The following is a 16,263-nucleotide window of genomic DNA, read 5'->3' on the forward strand; positions in this document are numbered from 1 at the left end:
TGCCGGAAGGGTGTTCTACGCTCCCCGCCATGTCGTGGAAGAAGTGGGCGCGCGGACCTCTCACCGCACTCGCGGCGTGCGCCCTGCTGCCGCTCGGCGCCTGCGCGGCCGGCGAGGCGCACGGGGGCACGGCCCCGCCGTCGCCCGTGGGGAAGGTCCTGGACGACACCGACGAGTCCGGCCGGCATCTGCGCGAAGTCGCCGGGAAGGACGCGCCCGGGGTCGGCGTCGAGGTCACCCCCGACCCGGCCGGCGGCTGGGACGTGCGGCTGGCCTTCCGCCGCTTCCGCTGCTCCCCGCCGGGCGCGCGGCCGGCGGCGGTCACCGGGCGCGGGCTCGTCGTCCTCCTCGTCGACGGCCGCCGGGTCGCCCGGCTGCGCACCCCGGCGTACCACCTGCCCGGCCGGCTGGTCCCGCGCGGCACCCACCGCGTCACCGCCCGGCTGTACGCCGACGACGGCACCGTGTGGGCGGTCCGCGGCAGACCGGTCCAGAGCACCGCCGACATCACGGTGTCGGACGCGGAGGCGGGGACCGCGCGGTCCGCGACCGGCGGGCGTACCCCGGCCGCCGGCGGATGAGCGCACGGCCCGCCCTTCCCCGTACCAGGGGGCGAGGTTCACCGGACCCCTGCGGAAAGGCATCATGAGGCCCGTGCCCCACGCGACATCGCTCCGCCGCGCCCCCGTCCAGCGGCGCAGCGCCGAACGGCTGACCCGGATCCTGGACGCCTGCGCCGAACTCCTCGACGAGGTCGGCTACGACGCCCTGAGCACGCGTGCCGTCGCCGAGCGCGCCCGTGTCCCCATCGGCTCGGTCTACCGCTTCTTCGGCAACAAGCGGCAGATGGCCGACGCCCTCGCCCAGCGCAACCTCGAACGGTACGTCGAGCGCGTCAGCGGGCGGCTGAAGGAGGCCGGCGGCGGGGGCGCCCCGCGCCGTCCCGGCGCCGGCGGGGCGGGGGACTGGCGGGCCGCCATGGACGCCGTCCTGGACGAGTACCTGGCCATGAAGCGCACCGAGCCCGGCTTCTGCCTGATCGACTTCGGCAACCAGATCCCGGTCGGCGCCCGCGGCGGCGAGCCCAACACCCGGGTCGCCGACCTGCTCACCGACCTGCTGGCCGGCTATCTCTCCCGCACCCCGGACGAGGACCTGCGCCGCATCGTCCTGGTCGCAGTGGAGAGCGCGGACACCCTCGTCCAACTGGCCTTCCGCGTCGATCCGCAGGGCGACGAGGCGGTCATCGCCGAGACCAGGGAGCTGCTGCGGGCCTACCTGGGGCGGGTGCTCGACTGAGCGGCCGGGCGCCGGGACTCCCCACCGGGCATACCGGTCGGTATGCTCGGCCCGGAGTCCGTCGCGCCGGGCGACGCAGCCGTGCCCGTCCGCGCCCGGGCGCGCCGCCGCCGATCCTCCGGGAGGACCCGTGTCCCGCACCGCCCTGCGAATCTGCCCCCTGTGCGAGGCCACCTGCGGGCTGACCCTCACCGTCGAGGGCACCCGCGTCACCGGCGCCCGCGGCGACCGGGACGACGTCTTCAGCAAGGGGTTCGTCTGCCCCAAGGGCGCCTCCTTCGGCGCCGTCGACGGCGACCCGGACCGGCTGCGCACCCCGCTCGTCCGGGAGAACGGCCGTCTGCGGGAGGCCGGCTGGGAGGAGGCGTTCGACCGGGTCGCCGCCGGCCTGCGCCCGGTCGTGGAGCGGTACGGCCCGGACGCCGTCGGCGTGGTCCTCGGCAACCCCAACGTGCACACCGTGGCCGGCGCCCTCTACCCGCCCGTCCTGCTCGCCGCCCTGCGCACCCGCAGCCTGTTCACCGCCTCCACCGTCGACCAGATGCCCAAGCACGTCTCCAGCGGCCTGCTGTTCGGCGACCCGCTCGCCATACCGGTGCCGGACCTCGACCGCACCGGCCACCTGCTCCTCATCGGCGCCAACCCCCTGGAGTCCAACGGCAGTCTGTGCACCGCACCCGACTTCCCCGGCAGGCTCAAGGCCCTCAGGGCCCGCGGCGGCCGGCTCACCGTCGTGGACCCGCGCCGCACCCGCACCGCCCGGCTCGCCGACCGCCACCTGGCGATCCGTCCCGGCACCGACGCCCTGCTGCTCGCGGCGACGGCGCACACCCTCTTCGCGGAGGACCTGGTCGATCTGAAGGACCTGGCCCCGCACGTCCGGGGACTGGGCGAACTCCGCGAGGCGATCGGCGACTTCACCCCCGAGGCGGTGGCCCCCGCCTGCGACCTGGACGCCGCGGTGATCCGCACCCTCGCCCGGGAACTCGCCGCCGCCCCCGCCGCCGCCGTCTACGCCCGCATCGGCAGCTGCACCGTCCCGCACGGCACCCTCGCGAGCTGGCTGGTCGACGTGCTCAACGTCCTCACCGGCAACCTCGACCGGCCCGGCGGCGCCCTCTTCCCGCAGGCCGCCACCGACCGGACGCCCCGGCCGGCCGGTCCCGGACGCGGTTTCGCCCTCGGCCGGTGGCGCTCCCGCGTGAGCGGACACCCGGAGGTGAAGGGGGAGTTGCCGCTCTCCGCGCTCGCCGAGGAGATCGACACCGCCACCGGCGACGGCACGCCGGTGCGCGCCCTGATCGCCGTCGCCGCCAACCCGGTGCTCTCCGCGCCCGACGGCGACCGGCTCGACAAGGCCCTGAGCGGGCTGGACTTCATGGTCAGCGTCGACCCCTACCTCAACGAGACCTCGCGGCACGCGCACGTCGTCCTGCCGCCGCCCCCGCCCTCCCAAAGCCCCCACCACGACTTCGCCTTCAACGCCCTCGCCGTCCGCAACCAGGTCCGCTACACCCGTCCCGCCGTCCCGCTGGAGCCGGGCCGCATGGCGGAGAGCGAGATCCTCGCGCGGCTGATCCTCGCCGCGAGCGGCAGGCACGGCACCGACCCCGGCGCCGTCGACGCCATGGTCGTCGACCAGACCCTCGGCAAGGCCGTGCGGGACGAGCACTCACCGGTGCACGGCCGCGACCCGCGGGAACTCGCCGCCCAGCTCACCGGTGAGAACGGGCCCGAGCGGCGGCTCGACATGATGCTGCGCCTCGGCCCGTACGGCGACGGCTTCGGCGCCCGCGCCGACGGGCTGTCCCTGGCCGCGCTGCTCGCCCGCCCGCACGGCATCGACCTCGGTCCGCTGCGCCCCCGCCTGCCGCAGCCGCTGCGGACCCGCAGCGGCAAGGTGGAACTGCTGCCCGAGCCGATCGCCGGCGACCTGCCCCGGCTCCGCCGGGCCCTGCACGAGCGCCCCGCGGGGCTCGTCCTGGTCGGCCGGCGCCACCTGCGCTCCAACAACAGCTGGATGCACAACGTGCCCGCCCTCACCGGCGGCAGCAACCGCTGCACCCTGCACATCCACCCCGACGACGCGGCCCGCCTCGGCGTCCGCGACGGCGCGGGCGTACGGGTCAGGGGCGCCGGGGGAGAGGTGGTGGCCCCCGCCGAGGTGACCGACGCCGTCCGCCCCGGGGTGGTGAGCCTGCCGCACGGCTGGGGCCACGACCGGCCCGGCACCCGTCTGCGGCACGCCGCGACCGACCCCGGCGTCAACGTCAACCAGCTGCTCGACGGCAGCCTGCTCGACCCGCTCTCGGGCAACGCGGTGCTCAACGGCATCCCCGTCGAGCTGACCGCCGTGGCCCCGCTGCCGTGACCCGGGCTCTCGAACTCGGGGCCGGCGGGCCGGCGTCCCGCTGAGGCCCCGAGCGCGGTCCTGACGTCGTCGCACCGCCGGGCCCCCCGCGTGGGATGTGCCAGGGCGAGGGGCGCGGAGGGGGTGCGGACGTACGGAATTGCGCCGCACGAGCGATCTCTGGCGGCGCGCCGGGCTTCGGTGCCCGCGAGCGCGGGGTGCATGGCGCAGAGTCCAGGCGAAAGAGCGATTTGTATGAAAATCGTCTGACTCGGAGGACATCCATGCCCACCCTCACACCCCCACGCAGCCTCGGCTCCCGCGCGGGCGCCACCGTCGTTCTCACCGCTCTCGCCGCGGCCGGCGCGTCGTGGGCGGCGGCGCCGGCGGCGGTGGCCCAGGGGGAGAACGGCGACATCAGGATCCACCGCGTGGGCGTGCCCTTCGGGGTCTCCAAGGACGATCCGGTCGTCTGCAGGTTCTACCTCGACGCCGTCAACTTCGACGTGCTGCCCGCCATCGGCTACACCATCACGCCGCAGCCCCCGCTGCCCACCTCGGCCACCGTCGCCGGCACCATCCAGCTCGCCGGGGGCGCCGGTCACACCGATCCGCTCGGACTGGCGGACGGGCAGTACAGGCTCACCTGGGTCGTGGGGGGTGCGCCCAGGGAGAAGGTCTTCCGGGTCAACTGCCGTGGCGACCAGCACGAAGGGCGGGGTCCCGGCGAGCAGATCACCGACAACCGGCACGACGACGCGGCCTGGGGGAAGGGCGACCAGAACGGACCCAAGGGCGGGGTGCACGCGGGCGGCGGCGGTCTCATCGACACGGCGGCCGCGTACGCGCCGGTGGCCGGCGCGGCCGCCGTGGGCCTGGTCGCCGTCGGCTGTGTCGTGTACCTCCGGCTGAACCGCCGCCGGCCCCATGGTGCCGCGTAGGCGCCGACGCAGGCCCTGGCACCGCACCCGCGCCTACCGCCTGGCCAGGACGGCCCTGCTGGTGGCCGTCCTGGTGACGATGTGGCCCCGGTGCGGTGCGGACGGCGGACCGGTCGCGCCCGGCAGGGCGGGCGGGCCGGACGCCGTCGCGGCCCCGGGCGCGGACTCCTCCCGGGCCGACGGGCGCGGCGCGCGCCGTGCGGACGCCGCGGCGCCGGCCGCCCCGACGCGGCCGCCCCGCCCGCTGCCCCGGTCCCGGCCGACGGTCTTCCGGGTGCCCTCCCTGGGGATCGACGCCCCGGTCGCACCCCTCCGGCTCGACCGGAACCGGCAGCTCGAGACGCCGCCCGTGGACAAGCCGAAGCTGGTCGGCTGGTACCAGGGCGGCCCCACGCCGGGCGAGCCCGGCACCGCGGTCGCCGTCGGCCACCGCGACACCCGGACCGGGCCCGCCGTGTTCTCCGCACTCGCCCAGGTCGGGCGCGGCAGGCTCATCGAGGTCCGGCGCGCCGACGGCCGTACCGCCGTCTACGCCGTGGACCGGGTGAAGGTCTTCGACAAGGCCGGCTTCCCCGACGACGAGGTCTACGGCCCCGCCCGGCGGCCCGAGCTGAGGGTCATCACCTGCGGTGGGCTCTTCAGCCGGCGGACGGGCTACACCAGCAACGTGGTGGTCTTCGCCCACCTGAGCGCGACCAGATGACCGGTGGACCGGCCGGTGCGGCTCCGGGCCCGCACCGGCCGGTCCTTGCGCCATGATGTCCCGGTGCGCGTCCCGGCGCGGAAGCGGCCGGGAATGTCTGGCGTCCGAAAACTATCATCGCTAGTTTGTGTGCCGGACGAGGCAGACCCGCCGGGAGGAAGCACCATGAAGGCACACGACGCCCTGTACATCGACGGCGCCTGGCGTCCCGCCGGCGGCGGGGGCATGATCGAGGTCGTCGACCCGGCCGAGGAGCGGGTCGTCGGCCGGGTCCCGGCGGGCGGCCCCCAGGACGTCGACGCCGCCGTGCGCGCCGCCCGCGCCGCCCTCCCCGCCTGGTCGGCCACGCCCCCGGCCGAGCGCGCCGCCCGCCTGGCCGCCCTCCGGGACGTCCTCGCGGCCCGCAAGGACGAGATCGCCGGGACCGTCACCGCGGAACTGGGCTCGCCCCTGCCGTTCTCCCAGGCCGTGCACGTGGGCATGCCGATCGCGGTGGCCGGGTCCTACGCCGAGCTGGCCGCCGCCCACCCCTTCGAGGAGACGGTCGGCAACTCCACCGTCCTGCACGAGCCGATCGGCGTGGTCGGCGCGATCACCCCGTGGAACTACCCCCTCCACCAGATCGTCGCCAAGGTCGCCCCGGCGCTCGCCGCGGGCTGCACGATCGTCCTCAAACCCGCCGAGGACACCCCGCTGACCGCCCAGCTGTTCGCCGAGGCGGTGCACGAGGCGGGCGTGCCCGCGGGCGTGTTCAACCTGGTCACCGGCCTCGGGCCGGTCGCCGGACAGGCGCTCGCCGAACACCCGGACGTGGACCTGGTCTCCTTCACCGGCTCCACGGCGGTCGGCCGGCGGATCGGCGCCGCGGCCGGCGCGGCCGTCAAGAAGGTCGCCCTCGAACTGGGCGGCAAGTCCGCCAACGTCATCCTGCCGGGCGCCGACCTCGCCCGGGCGGTCAACGTCGGCGTCGCCAACGTGATGGCCAACTCCGGCCAGACGTGCAGCGCCTGGACCCGCATGCTGGTCCACCGCGACCAGTACGACGAGGCCGTCGGCCTGGCCGCCACCGCCGCCGCCAAGTACGGCGACCGCATCGGCCCGCTGGTCAGCGCCAAGCAGCGGGACCGGGTGCGCGGCTACATCGAGAAGGGCGTCGCCGAGGGCGCCCGCCTGGTCGCCGGCGGTCCCGAAGCCCCGCGCGAGAAGGGCTACTTCGTGAGCCCGACCGTCTTCGCGGACGTCACCCCCCAGATGACGATCGCCCAGGAGGAGATCTTCGGGCCGGTCCTGGCGATCCTGCGGTACGAGGACGAGGAGGACGCCCTGCGCATCGCCAACGGCACGGTGTACGGCCTCGCGGGCGCCGTCTGGGCCGCCGACGAGGCCGAGGCGGTGGCCTTCGCCCGCCGCATGGACACCGGGCAGGTGGACATCAACGGCGGCCGGTTCAACCCCCTCGCCCCCTTCGGCGGGTACAAGCAGTCCGGGGTCGGCCGGGAACTCGGCGCGCACGGACTCGCCGAGTACCTCCAGACCAAGTCCCTCCAGTTCTGAGGAAGTCGACCATGGCCGTACGAGCCGCCGTCCTGCCCGCCGTCGGGGCCCCGCTGGAGATCACCGGCATCGAGCTGCCCGACCCGGGACCCGGGCAGGTCCGGGTCCGCCTGGCCGCCGCCGGCGTCTGCCACTCCGACCTGTCCCTGTCCAACGGCACCCTGCGGGTGCCGGTCCCGGCCGTCCTCGGCCACGAGGGCGCCGGCACGGTCGTCGCCGTCGGGGAGGGCGTCGCCCATGTCTCGCCCGGCACGCCCGTGATCCTCAACTGGGCCCCGTCCTGCGGCGCGTGCCACGCCTGCGCGCTCGGCGAGGTCTGGCTGTGCGCCAACGCGATGAACGGCGCCGCCGCCGTCCACGCCCGCACCGCCGACGGCACCGACCTCCATCCCGGCCTCAACGTCGCCGCGTTCGCCGAGGAGACGGTGGTCGCCGCGTCCTGCGTGCTGCCGCTGCCGGAGGGCGTGCCGCTGGTGGACGCCGCCCTCCTCGGCTGCGCCGTGCTCACCGGCTACGGCGCCGTCCACCACGCGGCGAAGGTCCGGCCCGGCGAGACGGTGGCGGTGTTCGGCGTCGGCGGGGTCGGCCTCGCCACCCTCCAGTCGGCCCGTATCGCGGGCGCGTCCCGCATCGTCGCGGTCGACGTCTCCCCCGGCAAGGAGGAACTGGCCCGCGCGGCCGGCGCCACGGACTACGTCCTCGCCTCCGACACCACCGCCCGTGAGATCCGCGCCCTGACCGGCAAGCAGGGGGTGGACGTCGCCGTGGAGTGCGTGGGCCGGGCCGTCTCCATCCGCGCCGCCTGGGACTCCACCCGCCGGGGCGGCCGCACGACGGTCGTCGGCATCGGCGGCAAGGACGAGCGGGTCACCTTCAACGCCCTGGAGATCTTCCACTGGGGCCGCACCCTGTCCGGCTGCGTCTACGGCAACAGCGACCCGGCCGCCGACGTGCCGGTCCTCGCCGCGCATGTGCTCGAGGGCCGCCTGGACCTGTCGACGCTGGTCACCGAGCGGATCGGCCTGGACGGCATCCCGGCGGCCTTCGACGCCATGCTGGCGGGGAAGGGAGGCCGGGCGCTGATCGTCTTCTGAGCCCCCCGGCAGCCGCGCCTCCCGGTCCTCGCCGCGCAGGTGCGGGAGGGCCGCCTGGACCTGTCGGCGCTGGTCACCGAGCGGATCGGCCTGGACGGCATCCCGGCGGCCCACCTCCAGCGGCCGGCGGCGCATGGGCCGGACCCGCCCCATGCGCCGCCGGCCGCGCGGCTCCCCGCCCGCCGGCCGCCCACCGCGTACCCGCGCCTGCGCACGCCGCGGGTCCGCGCCCGGCCGCCGGGCCTCAGCGCGAGCAGTCCGCCGCGACGAGCTCGTCCAGGTGCTCGCTCAGCGTCGACGCGGCGACCCGGGCATGGCCCGGCCGGGTCCCCGGCGGTCCGGATCCGCCCGTCGAGCAGCACGAGCAGGGCACGCGGCCCGGGTCCGGCCGGCCGTCGCCCGGACGGCGCGGCGAGGCACGCGGCCCGGGGGCCGCCGGTGGTCGTGCACCCGGCACCCGGCACCCGGCACCCCGCACCCCGCGCGCGGCGCCGGTGCTTCGGCGGCGGCGGAGCACCGTCACGCCCGTACCCGCTCGTACTGCTGGGCGAGTCCGTCCAGCAGCGCGGTGAGCCCGGTCTCGAAGGCCCGCTCGTCGATCTTCTCCTGCTGCTCGGCGAGGAGATGGGCCTGGCCGAGGTGGGGGTAGTCGGCGGGGTCGTAGGCGCTGGCGTCGTTCACGAAGCCTCCGGCGAAGGAGCCGAGCACCGAGCCCATGACGAAATAGCGCATCACCGCGCCGATGGACGTCGCCTGGGCCGGCGGCCAGCCCGCGTCGACCATCGCGCCGTACACCGCGTCGGCGAGGCGCAGGGCCGCCGGGCGGCGGCCCGGCCCGCGGGCGAGGACCGGGACGATGTTCGGGTGGTCGCGCAGGGCGGCCCGGTAGGAGACGGCCCAGTCGTGCAGCGCGGTCCGCCAGTCCCGGCCGTCCTCGAACATCGACAGGTCGACCAGCGCGCTCACCGAGTCCGCCACCGCCTCCAGGATCTCGTCCTTGGTGCGGAAGTGGTTGTAGAGGGAGGGCCCGCTGACCCCCAGCTCGGCGGCCAGCCGGCGGGTGGAGACGGCCGTCAGGCCCTCCCGGTCCACGAGGTCCCGGGCCGTCTCGACGATCCGGTCGGTGCTGAGGAGGGGCTTGCGCGGTCGGGCCATGGCGCACATAGTAGGGCTGCGACTGGAAACTAGCAGTGCTAATTAAAAGGTGCGGCTTTCAAGATCCCGGCGGATCGGTCAGGTGGGGTGATCTCGTGGTGAACCTGGGGCTCAGCGAGGAGCAGACGGCCGTACGGCGGCTCGCCCGGGACTTCGTGGAGCGCGAGATCGCCCCCCACGCCGTCGCCTGGGACCGGGCGGAGGAGGTCGACCGCGGCATCGTGAAGAAGCTCGGCGAGGTCGGCTTCCTCGGCCTGACCATCGACGAGGAGTACGGCGGCTCGGGCGGCGACCATCTGGCGTACTGCCTGGTCACCGAGGAACTGGGTCGCGGCGACTCGTCCGTCCGCGGGATCGTGTCCGTCTCGCTCGGACTCGTCGCCAAGACGATCGCCGCCTGGGGGAGCGAGGAGCAGAGGCGGCGCTGGCTGCCGGGGCTGACCGCAGGCGACCACGTCGGCTGCTTCGCCCTGACCGAGCCGGGCACCGGCTCCGACGCGGGCAGCCTCACCACCCGGGCCGTGCGCGACGGCGACGGCTACGTCATCGACGGCACCAAGATGTTCATCACCAACGGCACCTGGGCCGACGTCGTGCTGCTGTTCGCCCGCTCCACCGACGCCCCCGGCCACCGGGGCGTGTCCGCCTTCCTGGTGCCGGCCGACACCCCGGGCCTGACCCGCCGCACCCTCCACGGCAAGCTCGGCCTGCGCGGCCAGGCCACCGCCGAACTCGTCCTGGAGGGCGTGCGCGTACCCGCCTCCGCGCTGCTCGGCGAGGAGGGCAGGGGGTTCTCCGTCGCCATGTCCGCCCTCGCCAAGGGGCGGATGTCGGTGGCGGCCGGCTGTGTCGGCATCGCCCAGGCCGCGCTGGACGCGGCGGTCCGGTACGCCGGTGAGCGCGAGCAGTTCGGCAGGCCCATCGCCCATCACCAGCTGGTGCAGGAACTGATCAGCGACATCGCCGTGGACGTCGACGCGGCCCGGCTGCTGACCTGGCGGGTCGCCGACCTCGTCGACCGCGGCGAGCCGTTCGCCGTGGAGTCCTCCAAGGCCAAGCTGTTCGCCTCCGAGGCCGCCGTCCGGGCCGCCAACAACGCTCTGCAGGTCTTCGGCGGCTACGGCTACATCGACGAGTACCCGGCCGGCAAACTGCTGCGCGACGCCCGCGTGATGACCCTCTACGAGGGCACCAGCCAGATCCAGAAGCTGCTGATCGGGCGTTCCCTGACCGGGGTCTCGGCGTTCTGAGTACCTCCGCTGAGTATCCCGGCGGATGCGGCGCCGGAGCTGCTGCGCCGATGCTGTCCGCCATGAGTGACACACCGGTCAAACAGCAGAGCACGGCCGCCTTCCACGGCCAGGCCGTCGCCTCCTTCGCGGTCGCCATGGCGGCCACCGCCCTCGGGATCTTCCGGCTGGAGGCCGACGCCTGGGTCCGCGGCTTCCTGGCGATCGCCGTCCTCTACCTCGTCACCTCCGCCTTCACCCTCGCCAAGGTGATCCGGGACCGGCAGGAGGCCGGGCAGATCGTCAGCCGCGTCGACCAGGCGCGCCTGGAGAAGCTGCTCGCCGGACACGACCCCTTCCCGGCCGGCGAGGCGAGGCGCCAGGCGCCCCCGGCGCCGCGGTGAGCGGCCGCACTAAGCGCCCGCTCACCGTCGGCGGTATGGTGGTGCTCCTGTCACCGAGAGGGGCGAGCGAGCGATGAGTACGGCGGAGGAGACGACCGGGGGCGAAGTGGAGCCGTGGGAAGAGGTCACCCCGGACGCGGCCCGGCGGCTGCTCGTCGCCGCGGTGGAGGCCTTCGCCGAGCGCGGCTACCACGCCACGACGACCCGCGACATCGCGAGCCGCGCCGGCATGAGCCCGGCCGCGCTCTACATCCACTACAAGACCAAGGAAGAGCTGCTCCACCGGATCAGCCGGATCGGCCACGACAAGGCCCTCGGCATCCTGCGCGCGGCGGCCCGCCGCGAGGGCAGCGCGACCGAGCGGCTGGCCGACGCGGTCAGCTCCTTCGTGCGCTGGCACGCCGGGCGGCGCACCACCGCGCGGGTCGTGCAGTACGAGCTCGACGCCCTCGGCCCCGAGGCGCGCGCCGAGATCGTCGCGCTGCGCCGCCAGGTGGACGCCGAGGTGCGGGGCATCATCGAGGACGGCGTCGCCTCCGGCGAGTTCGACGTGCTGGACGTGCAGGGCACCACCCTCGCCGTGCTGTCGCTCTGCATCGACGTGGCCCGCTGGTTCAGCGTGAACGGCCCGCGCACCCCCGAGGAGGTCGGCGCGCTCTACGCCGACCTCGTGCTGCGGATGGTGGGCGCCGGGTGACCGGCCCCCGCGCTCACAGGTAGTAGCGGGCCACCGACTCCGCGACGCACACCGGCTTGTCGCCGCCCTCGCGCTCCACGGTGAAGGCGACCGTCACCTGCACACCGCCGGTGACGTCCTCCACGCCGGTGATCGTCCCGGTGGCCCGCAGCCGGGAGCCGACGGGGACGGGGGAAGGGAAGCGCACCTTGTTCGTCCCGTAGTTGACGCCCATCGTCACGCCCTCCACCCGCATGAGCTGCGGTCCGAAGAGCGGGAGCAGCGACAGGGTGAGGTAGCCGTGGGCGATGGTGGTCCCGAACGGCCCGGCGGCGGCCTTCTCCGGGTCCACGTGGATCCACTGGTGGTCCCCGGTCGCCTCGGCGAACAGGTCGATCCGCTTCTGGTCGATCTCCAGCCAGTCGGTGTGACCCAGCGGCTCGCCCACCGCCGCCCGCAGCTCGTCGGGGGAGGTGAAGGTCCTCGGTTCTGCCATGTTCCCGGCCTCTCGCGTCGCGGAGTCAGCATCTCTAAGCAACTGCTTAGCATGGTGGGGCGGGGGGTCGATGTCAACGGAAGCCGGGCCGGGCCGGGTCGGTAATCTCTGAGGGGTGCCCCAGATTCCCGAGAAGATCCACGAGCTGACCGTCGGTCAGCTGTCCGCGCGCAGCGGCGCCTCGGTGTCCGCACTGCACTTCTACGAGTCCAAGGGTCTGATCTCCAGTCGCCGCACTCCCGGCAACCAGCGCCGCTACCACCGCGACACCCTGCGCCGGGTCGCGTTCGTCCGCGCGGCCCAGCGGGTCGGCATCCCGCTGGCCACCATCCGCGAGGTCCTGGCGGAGCTGCCCGACGAGCGGACGCCGACCCGGGACGACTGGGCCCGGCTGTCCCAGAAGTGGCGCGCCGAACTCGACGAGCGGATCAGGCAGCTGAACCGGCTGCGCGACCATCTCACCGACTGCATCGGCTGCGGGTGCCTGTCCCTGGAGAACTGCGTCCTGTCCAACCCGGACGACGTGTTCGGCCAGCGGCTGACGGGCTCGCGGCTGCTGCCCGAAAGACGCTGAGGAGGCGCGGCCCCGGCCGGTGCGGACCCCGGACGCCCCGGCGCCCCGCCCCGCCCCGCCGTGGAAGGGGTGCGCATCCCCCTGCGCACCCCCGCCCGGAACGGGTCCGCCGCCGGCCGCGCGGTGGCGTCCCGTCGCTCAGGCCGACATCAGCAGGCGTCCCCGCCTCGCGTACTCCAGGGCCTGCGCAGTGAGCACCGGCCGCGGCACCAGGATGCCGCAGTCCGTGCAGACCGGGCCGGACGACGGCTCGTGGTCCAGCCCGTACTTCCAGGTCAGACGCTCCCCGCCGCACACCGGACAGGACGAGCCCGGCTCCCGCTCCAGTGCGGCGATCAGCCGGCGCAGCACCTCGGCCAGCGGTTCCACGGGGTGGACGCGGGGGTCGTCGCACCACGCGACCCCGAACCCGCCCCAGGTGAGCCGGTGCCAGTCGTCCACGCTGCCCGGCCGGCGCAGCCCGTCGTGCTTCTCCTTCCTGCGCCGCTCGGTGAAGTCGGTCTCGTAGGCGAGCCAGACGTCACGCGCCTCCTCCAGCTCCTCCAGTGCGGCCACGAGCCGCGCCGGATCGGGGGAGCGGTCCTCCGGGCCGAAACCCGCCCGGGAGCACAGATGGTCCCAGGTCGCCCGGTGCCCGTAGGGGGCGAACTTCTCCAGGCACTTGCGCAGTGAGTACCGCCGCAGCGCCAGATCGCAGCGGGGGTCGCGTACTTGTCTCGCCAGACTCCGGAAACCTGCCATCGCCCTGCACCTCCGTCACACCTGCACCTGTACTGCGGTCACTTCGGCGTCGTCGCACGGACGTCGCCGAATAGACGTGTCGACAGGCGATTCGGCTCCATCTCTTCGCGAACTCCTCGTGCCGCCCCGAAAGGTGACGCATGTTCATCTTCGAACCTGGGGATACCGGCGGTAACGTTCGGTCACCCCTGTCGCTAGGAGCTGCCATGCCATGGCGCGTCCCGCACATCGCACCTGACAGACCGAGAACGTCCCGTCGACTCTCCGGGTTCCTGAAGACCGCGTCGGTATGCGTCCTCGTCGCCGGTCTCCTCACCCCCTTCACGCGAAGCGCGGCGGCGGCCGGCGTGACGGCGCCCGACGACTACTGCGGCAACCGGTGTTCGGACATCCTGCCGCCCGGCCAGAACGGCAACGCGACCCTCGCCCAGATCCTGCTCAACCAGGCGTTCGGCACCCAGCCGGCCCACGCCGAGGACCAGCTCGGCCCCTACGCCGGCCTGGCCACCGGCTACCGCGGCCTGACCGACGCCACGATCAACACCTTCTTCAACGACGCCTCCTTCGGCGTCCCGACCGACCAGGTCGCCTCCACCGAGAAGCCGGCCGGACGCGGCGACGTGACGATCGTCCGCGACAAGAAGACCGGCGTGCCGCACATCACGGGCACCACCCGGTACGGCACCGAGTTCGGCGCCGGATACGCGGCGGCCGAGGACCGGCTGTGGCTCATGGACGTCTTCCGGCACGTGGGCCGCGGCCGGCTGACCTCCTTCGCGGGCGGCGCCCCCGCCAACCAGGGCCTGGAGCAGCAGTTCTACCGCAACGCGCCCTACACCGAGGCCGACCTCCAGGCGCAGATCGACGGCGTCGTGGCCGGGAACGGCGCCCGCGGCCGCCAGGCCCTCGACGACGTCACCGCCTACATCGCCGGCGTCAACGCCTACATCGACGCCTCCGACAGCGGCCGTTACTTCCCCGGCGAGTACGTCCTGACCGGCCACAAGGACTCGATCACCAACGCCGGGACGATAGAGCACTTCAAGGTCACCGACCTGGTGGCGCTGGCCTCCGTGATCGGCTCGCTGTTCGGCTCCGGCGGCGGCGGGGAGGTCGGCAACGCCCTGTCCCTGCTCGCCGCCCAGGCCCGGTACGGCGTGGAGGAGGGCACCAGGGTCTGGGAGTCCTTCCGTGAGCGCAACGACCCCGAGGCCGTGCTCACCGTCCACGACGGCCGGAGCTTCCCGTACGGCGCCAAGCCCGCCGACCCCCGGGGCGGGGCGCTGCCCGACGCCGGCTCGGTGACCGAGGAACCGCTGGTGTACGACCGCACCGGCAGCGCGGGCGGAGCGAGCGCCTCCGGCGCCTCGGCCGACGCCGCGAAGAGCGCGCTCGGCTCCGCCCGGCGGGGCATGTCCAACGCGCTCGTGGTGAGCGGCCGGCACACCGCCGGCGGCCATCCGATCGCCGTCTTCGGGCCGCAGACCGGCTACTTCGCCCCGCAGCTGCTCCTGCTCCAGGAGATCCAGGGCCCGGGCATCAGCGCCCGTGGCGCGTCCTTCGCGGGACTGAGCATGTACGTCGAACTGGGCCGCGGCCAGGACTACTCCTGGAGCGCCACCACGTCCGGCCAGGACATCATCGACACCTACGCCGTCGAGCTGTGCCAGGACGACCACCACTACCTGTTCCACGGCGCGTGCACCGCCATGGAGCGGATCGAGCAGAAGAACGCCTGGAAGCCGACCGCGGCCGACGGCACGGCGGCGGGGTCGTACACCATGCGCGTGTGGCGCACGAAGTACGGGCCGGTCGAGCACCGGGCGACGGTCGGCGGCAAGAAGGTCGCCTACACCACCCTGCGCTCCTCCTACCTGCACGAGACCGACTCGATCATCGGCTTCCAGATGCTGAACGACCCCGGCCACGTCACGGGGCCGGAGGGTTTCCGGAGCGCGGCGCAGCACATCAACTACACCTTCAACTGGTTCTACGCCGACTCCCGGCACACCGCCTACTACAACAGCGGTGACAACCCGGTGCGGGCCGACGGCGTCGACGCCGAGTTCCCCGTCCTGGCGCAGCAGGCGTACGAGTGGCGGGGCTGGGACCCGGTCACCAACACGGCCGACCGCACCCCGGCCTCCGCGCACCCCAACTCCCTCGACCAGGACTACTACATCTCCTGGAACAACAAGCAGGCCCAGGACTACACGACCGCCTCCTGGGGCGACGGCTCCGTGCACCGCGGCAACCTGCTCGACGACCGGGTGAGGAAGCTGGTCGCGGAGGGCGGGGTGACCCGTGCCGAGCTGGTGCAGGCCATGGCGGACGCCGGTCTGGCCGATCTGCGCGCCGAGGACGTGCTGCCGAAGCTGCTGGACGTGATCGGCTCCGCGCCGGTGACCGACCCCGCGGCCGCCGCGGCGGTGGACAGGCTGCGGGCGTGGGTCGCCGCCGGCGCCAGAAGGACGGAGACGTCGGCCGGTTCGAGGACGTACGCGCACGCCGACGCCATCCGCATCCTGGACGCCTGGTGGCCGCTGCTGGTCGAGGCGGAGTTCCGGCCGGGACTCGGCGGCGACCTGTACACCGCGATCACCCGCAACCTGCCGGTCGACGAGGCGCCGTCCGCGGGACACGGCCCCACCGGCTCCCACGCCGGCAGCTCCTTCCAGTACGGCTGGTGGAGCTATGTCGACAAGGACATCCGGGCCGTGCTCGGCGAGCCCGTGCGGGGCGGTCTCGCCCGCACGTACTGCGGCGGGGGCGGCCTCGGCGCCTGCCGGGACGTCCTGACCGGCACCCTGAAGCAGGCGGCCGGCCTGACCGCCGCGCAGGTCTACCCGGGCGACGACCAGTGCTCCGCGGGCGACCAGTGGTGCGCCGACTCCATCGCCCAGCGCCCCCTGGGCGGCATCGAGCACGGCAGGATCAGCTGGCAGAACCGGCCGACGTTCCAGCAGGTGGTGGAGTACACGTCGCACCGGTGACCCCGCGCGGGCCGCGGCCGCCCGCCGCGGGCGCCGGCGACGGGCGGTCGGGCC

At 74.4% G+C, this 16,263-nt stretch carries 15 protein-coding genes and 1 pseudogene; 13 read left to right on the forward strand and 3 right to left on the reverse strand.

Going from position 1 to position 16,263, the window contains the following annotated elements:
- Positions 1-29: 29 nt before the first annotated feature.
- The 8 genes and pseudogenes from ABZ261_RS22740 to ABZ261_RS22775 all read left to right on the forward strand — a co-directional run.
- Positions 30-581: a hypothetical protein gene (locus tag ABZ261_RS22740; RefSeq protein WP_356861930.1), complete on the forward strand. Its 552-nt coding sequence runs from the start codon at positions 30-32 to the stop codon at positions 579-581.
- Between the two features lie 64 nt (positions 582-645).
- On the forward strand, positions 646-1,299 hold the full coding sequence (locus tag ABZ261_RS22745; RefSeq protein ID WP_356861932.1) for a TetR/AcrR family transcriptional regulator: 654 nt from the start codon (positions 646-648) through the stop codon (positions 1,297-1,299).
- Between the two features lie 130 nt (positions 1,300-1,429).
- The gene (locus ABZ261_RS22750; RefSeq protein WP_356861934.1) at positions 1,430-3,670 is read left to right on the forward strand and encodes a molybdopterin oxidoreductase family protein; all 2,241 of its coding nucleotides are present in this window, start codon (positions 1,430-1,432) and stop codon (positions 3,668-3,670) included.
- Positions 3,671-3,933: 263 nt separating this feature from the next.
- Positions 3,934-4,590 carry a hypothetical protein gene (locus tag ABZ261_RS22755; protein ID WP_356861936.1) on the forward strand — a complete coding sequence of 219 codons (657 nt, stop codon included), beginning with the start codon at positions 3,934-3,936 and terminating at the stop codon, positions 4,588-4,590.
- The gene (locus ABZ261_RS22760; RefSeq protein ID WP_356861938.1) at positions 4,577-5,293 is read left to right on the forward strand and encodes a class F sortase; all 717 of its coding nucleotides are present in this window, start codon (positions 4,577-4,579) and stop codon (positions 5,291-5,293) included. The genes ABZ261_RS22755 and ABZ261_RS22760 overlap by 14 nt, the downstream gene beginning before the upstream one ends.
- Positions 5,294-5,458: 165 nt before the next feature.
- Positions 5,459-6,847, forward strand: coding sequence for an aldehyde dehydrogenase family protein (locus ABZ261_RS22765; protein WP_356861940.1), 1,389 nt, complete (start codon positions 5,459-5,461; stop codon positions 6,845-6,847).
- Positions 6,848-6,858: 11 nt separating this feature from the next.
- Positions 6,859-7,941 carry a Zn-dependent alcohol dehydrogenase gene (locus ABZ261_RS22770; RefSeq protein WP_356861942.1) on the forward strand — a complete coding sequence of 361 codons (1,083 nt, stop codon included), beginning with the start codon at positions 6,859-6,861 and terminating at the stop codon, positions 7,939-7,941.
- Positions 7,942-7,959: 18 nt separating this feature from the next.
- Positions 7,960-8,052 (forward strand): annotated as a pseudogene (locus tag ABZ261_RS22775) (alcohol dehydrogenase); the annotation flags it as partial.
- Positions 8,053-8,460: 408 nt separating this feature from the next.
- Here the strand turns inward: ABZ261_RS22775 and ABZ261_RS22780 are convergent.
- Positions 8,461-9,096, reverse strand: a complete 636-nt coding sequence (locus ABZ261_RS22780; protein ID WP_356861944.1) for a TetR/AcrR family transcriptional regulator — start codon at positions 9,094-9,096, stop codon at positions 8,461-8,463.
- 98 nt (positions 9,097-9,194) lie between these two features.
- On the opposite strand from ABZ261_RS22780, the gene ABZ261_RS22785 reads away from it, so the two are divergent.
- The 3 genes from ABZ261_RS22785 to ABZ261_RS22795 all read left to right on the forward strand — a co-directional run bounded on the left by ABZ261_RS22785 (position 9,195) and on the right by ABZ261_RS22795 (position 11,426).
- The gene (locus tag ABZ261_RS22785; RefSeq protein WP_356861997.1) at positions 9,195-10,346 is read left to right on the forward strand and encodes an acyl-CoA dehydrogenase family protein; all 1,152 of its coding nucleotides are present in this window, start codon (positions 9,195-9,197) and stop codon (positions 10,344-10,346) included.
- 62 nt (positions 10,347-10,408) lie between these two features.
- On the forward strand, positions 10,409-10,729 hold the full coding sequence (locus ABZ261_RS22790; RefSeq protein WP_356861946.1) for a YiaA/YiaB family inner membrane protein: 321 nt from the start codon (positions 10,409-10,411) through the stop codon (positions 10,727-10,729).
- 73 nt (positions 10,730-10,802) lie between these two features.
- Positions 10,803-11,426 carry a TetR/AcrR family transcriptional regulator gene (locus ABZ261_RS22795; protein WP_356861948.1) on the forward strand — a complete coding sequence of 208 codons (624 nt, stop codon included), beginning with the start codon at positions 10,803-10,805 and terminating at the stop codon, positions 11,424-11,426.
- Between the two features lie 13 nt (positions 11,427-11,439).
- On the opposite strand, the gene ABZ261_RS22800 is transcribed toward ABZ261_RS22795, so the two are convergent.
- Complete coding sequence (locus ABZ261_RS22800) at positions 11,440-11,901, reverse strand: MaoC family dehydratase (RefSeq protein WP_356861950.1); 462 nt, start codon at positions 11,899-11,901, stop codon at positions 11,440-11,442.
- Between the two features lie 115 nt (positions 11,902-12,016).
- Between ABZ261_RS22800 and soxR the strand changes: the two genes are divergently transcribed.
- Positions 12,017-12,475 (forward strand): redox-sensitive transcriptional activator SoxR, encoded by a 459-nt coding sequence (gene soxR / locus ABZ261_RS22805; protein ID WP_356861952.1) that lies wholly within the window; start codon positions 12,017-12,019, stop codon positions 12,473-12,475.
- 138 nt (positions 12,476-12,613) lie between these two features.
- Here soxR and ABZ261_RS22810 read toward each other — a convergent pair whose 3' ends face one another.
- Entirely contained in the window at positions 12,614-13,216 is a 603-nt protein-coding gene (locus ABZ261_RS22810) for a hypothetical protein (protein ID WP_356861954.1), read from the reverse strand.
- A 206-nt stretch (positions 13,217-13,422) separates the two neighbouring features.
- Between ABZ261_RS22810 and ABZ261_RS22815 the strand changes: the two genes are divergently transcribed.
- Positions 13,423-16,209, forward strand: coding sequence for a penicillin acylase family protein (locus ABZ261_RS22815; protein WP_356861956.1), 2,787 nt, complete (start codon positions 13,423-13,425; stop codon positions 16,207-16,209).
- The last annotated feature ends 54 nt before the right edge of the window (positions 16,210-16,263 follow it).

Source organism: Streptomyces sp. NPDC006193 (assembly GCF_040613915.1).
Lineage (GTDB): Bacteria > Actinomycetota > Actinomycetes > Streptomycetales > Streptomycetaceae > Streptomyces.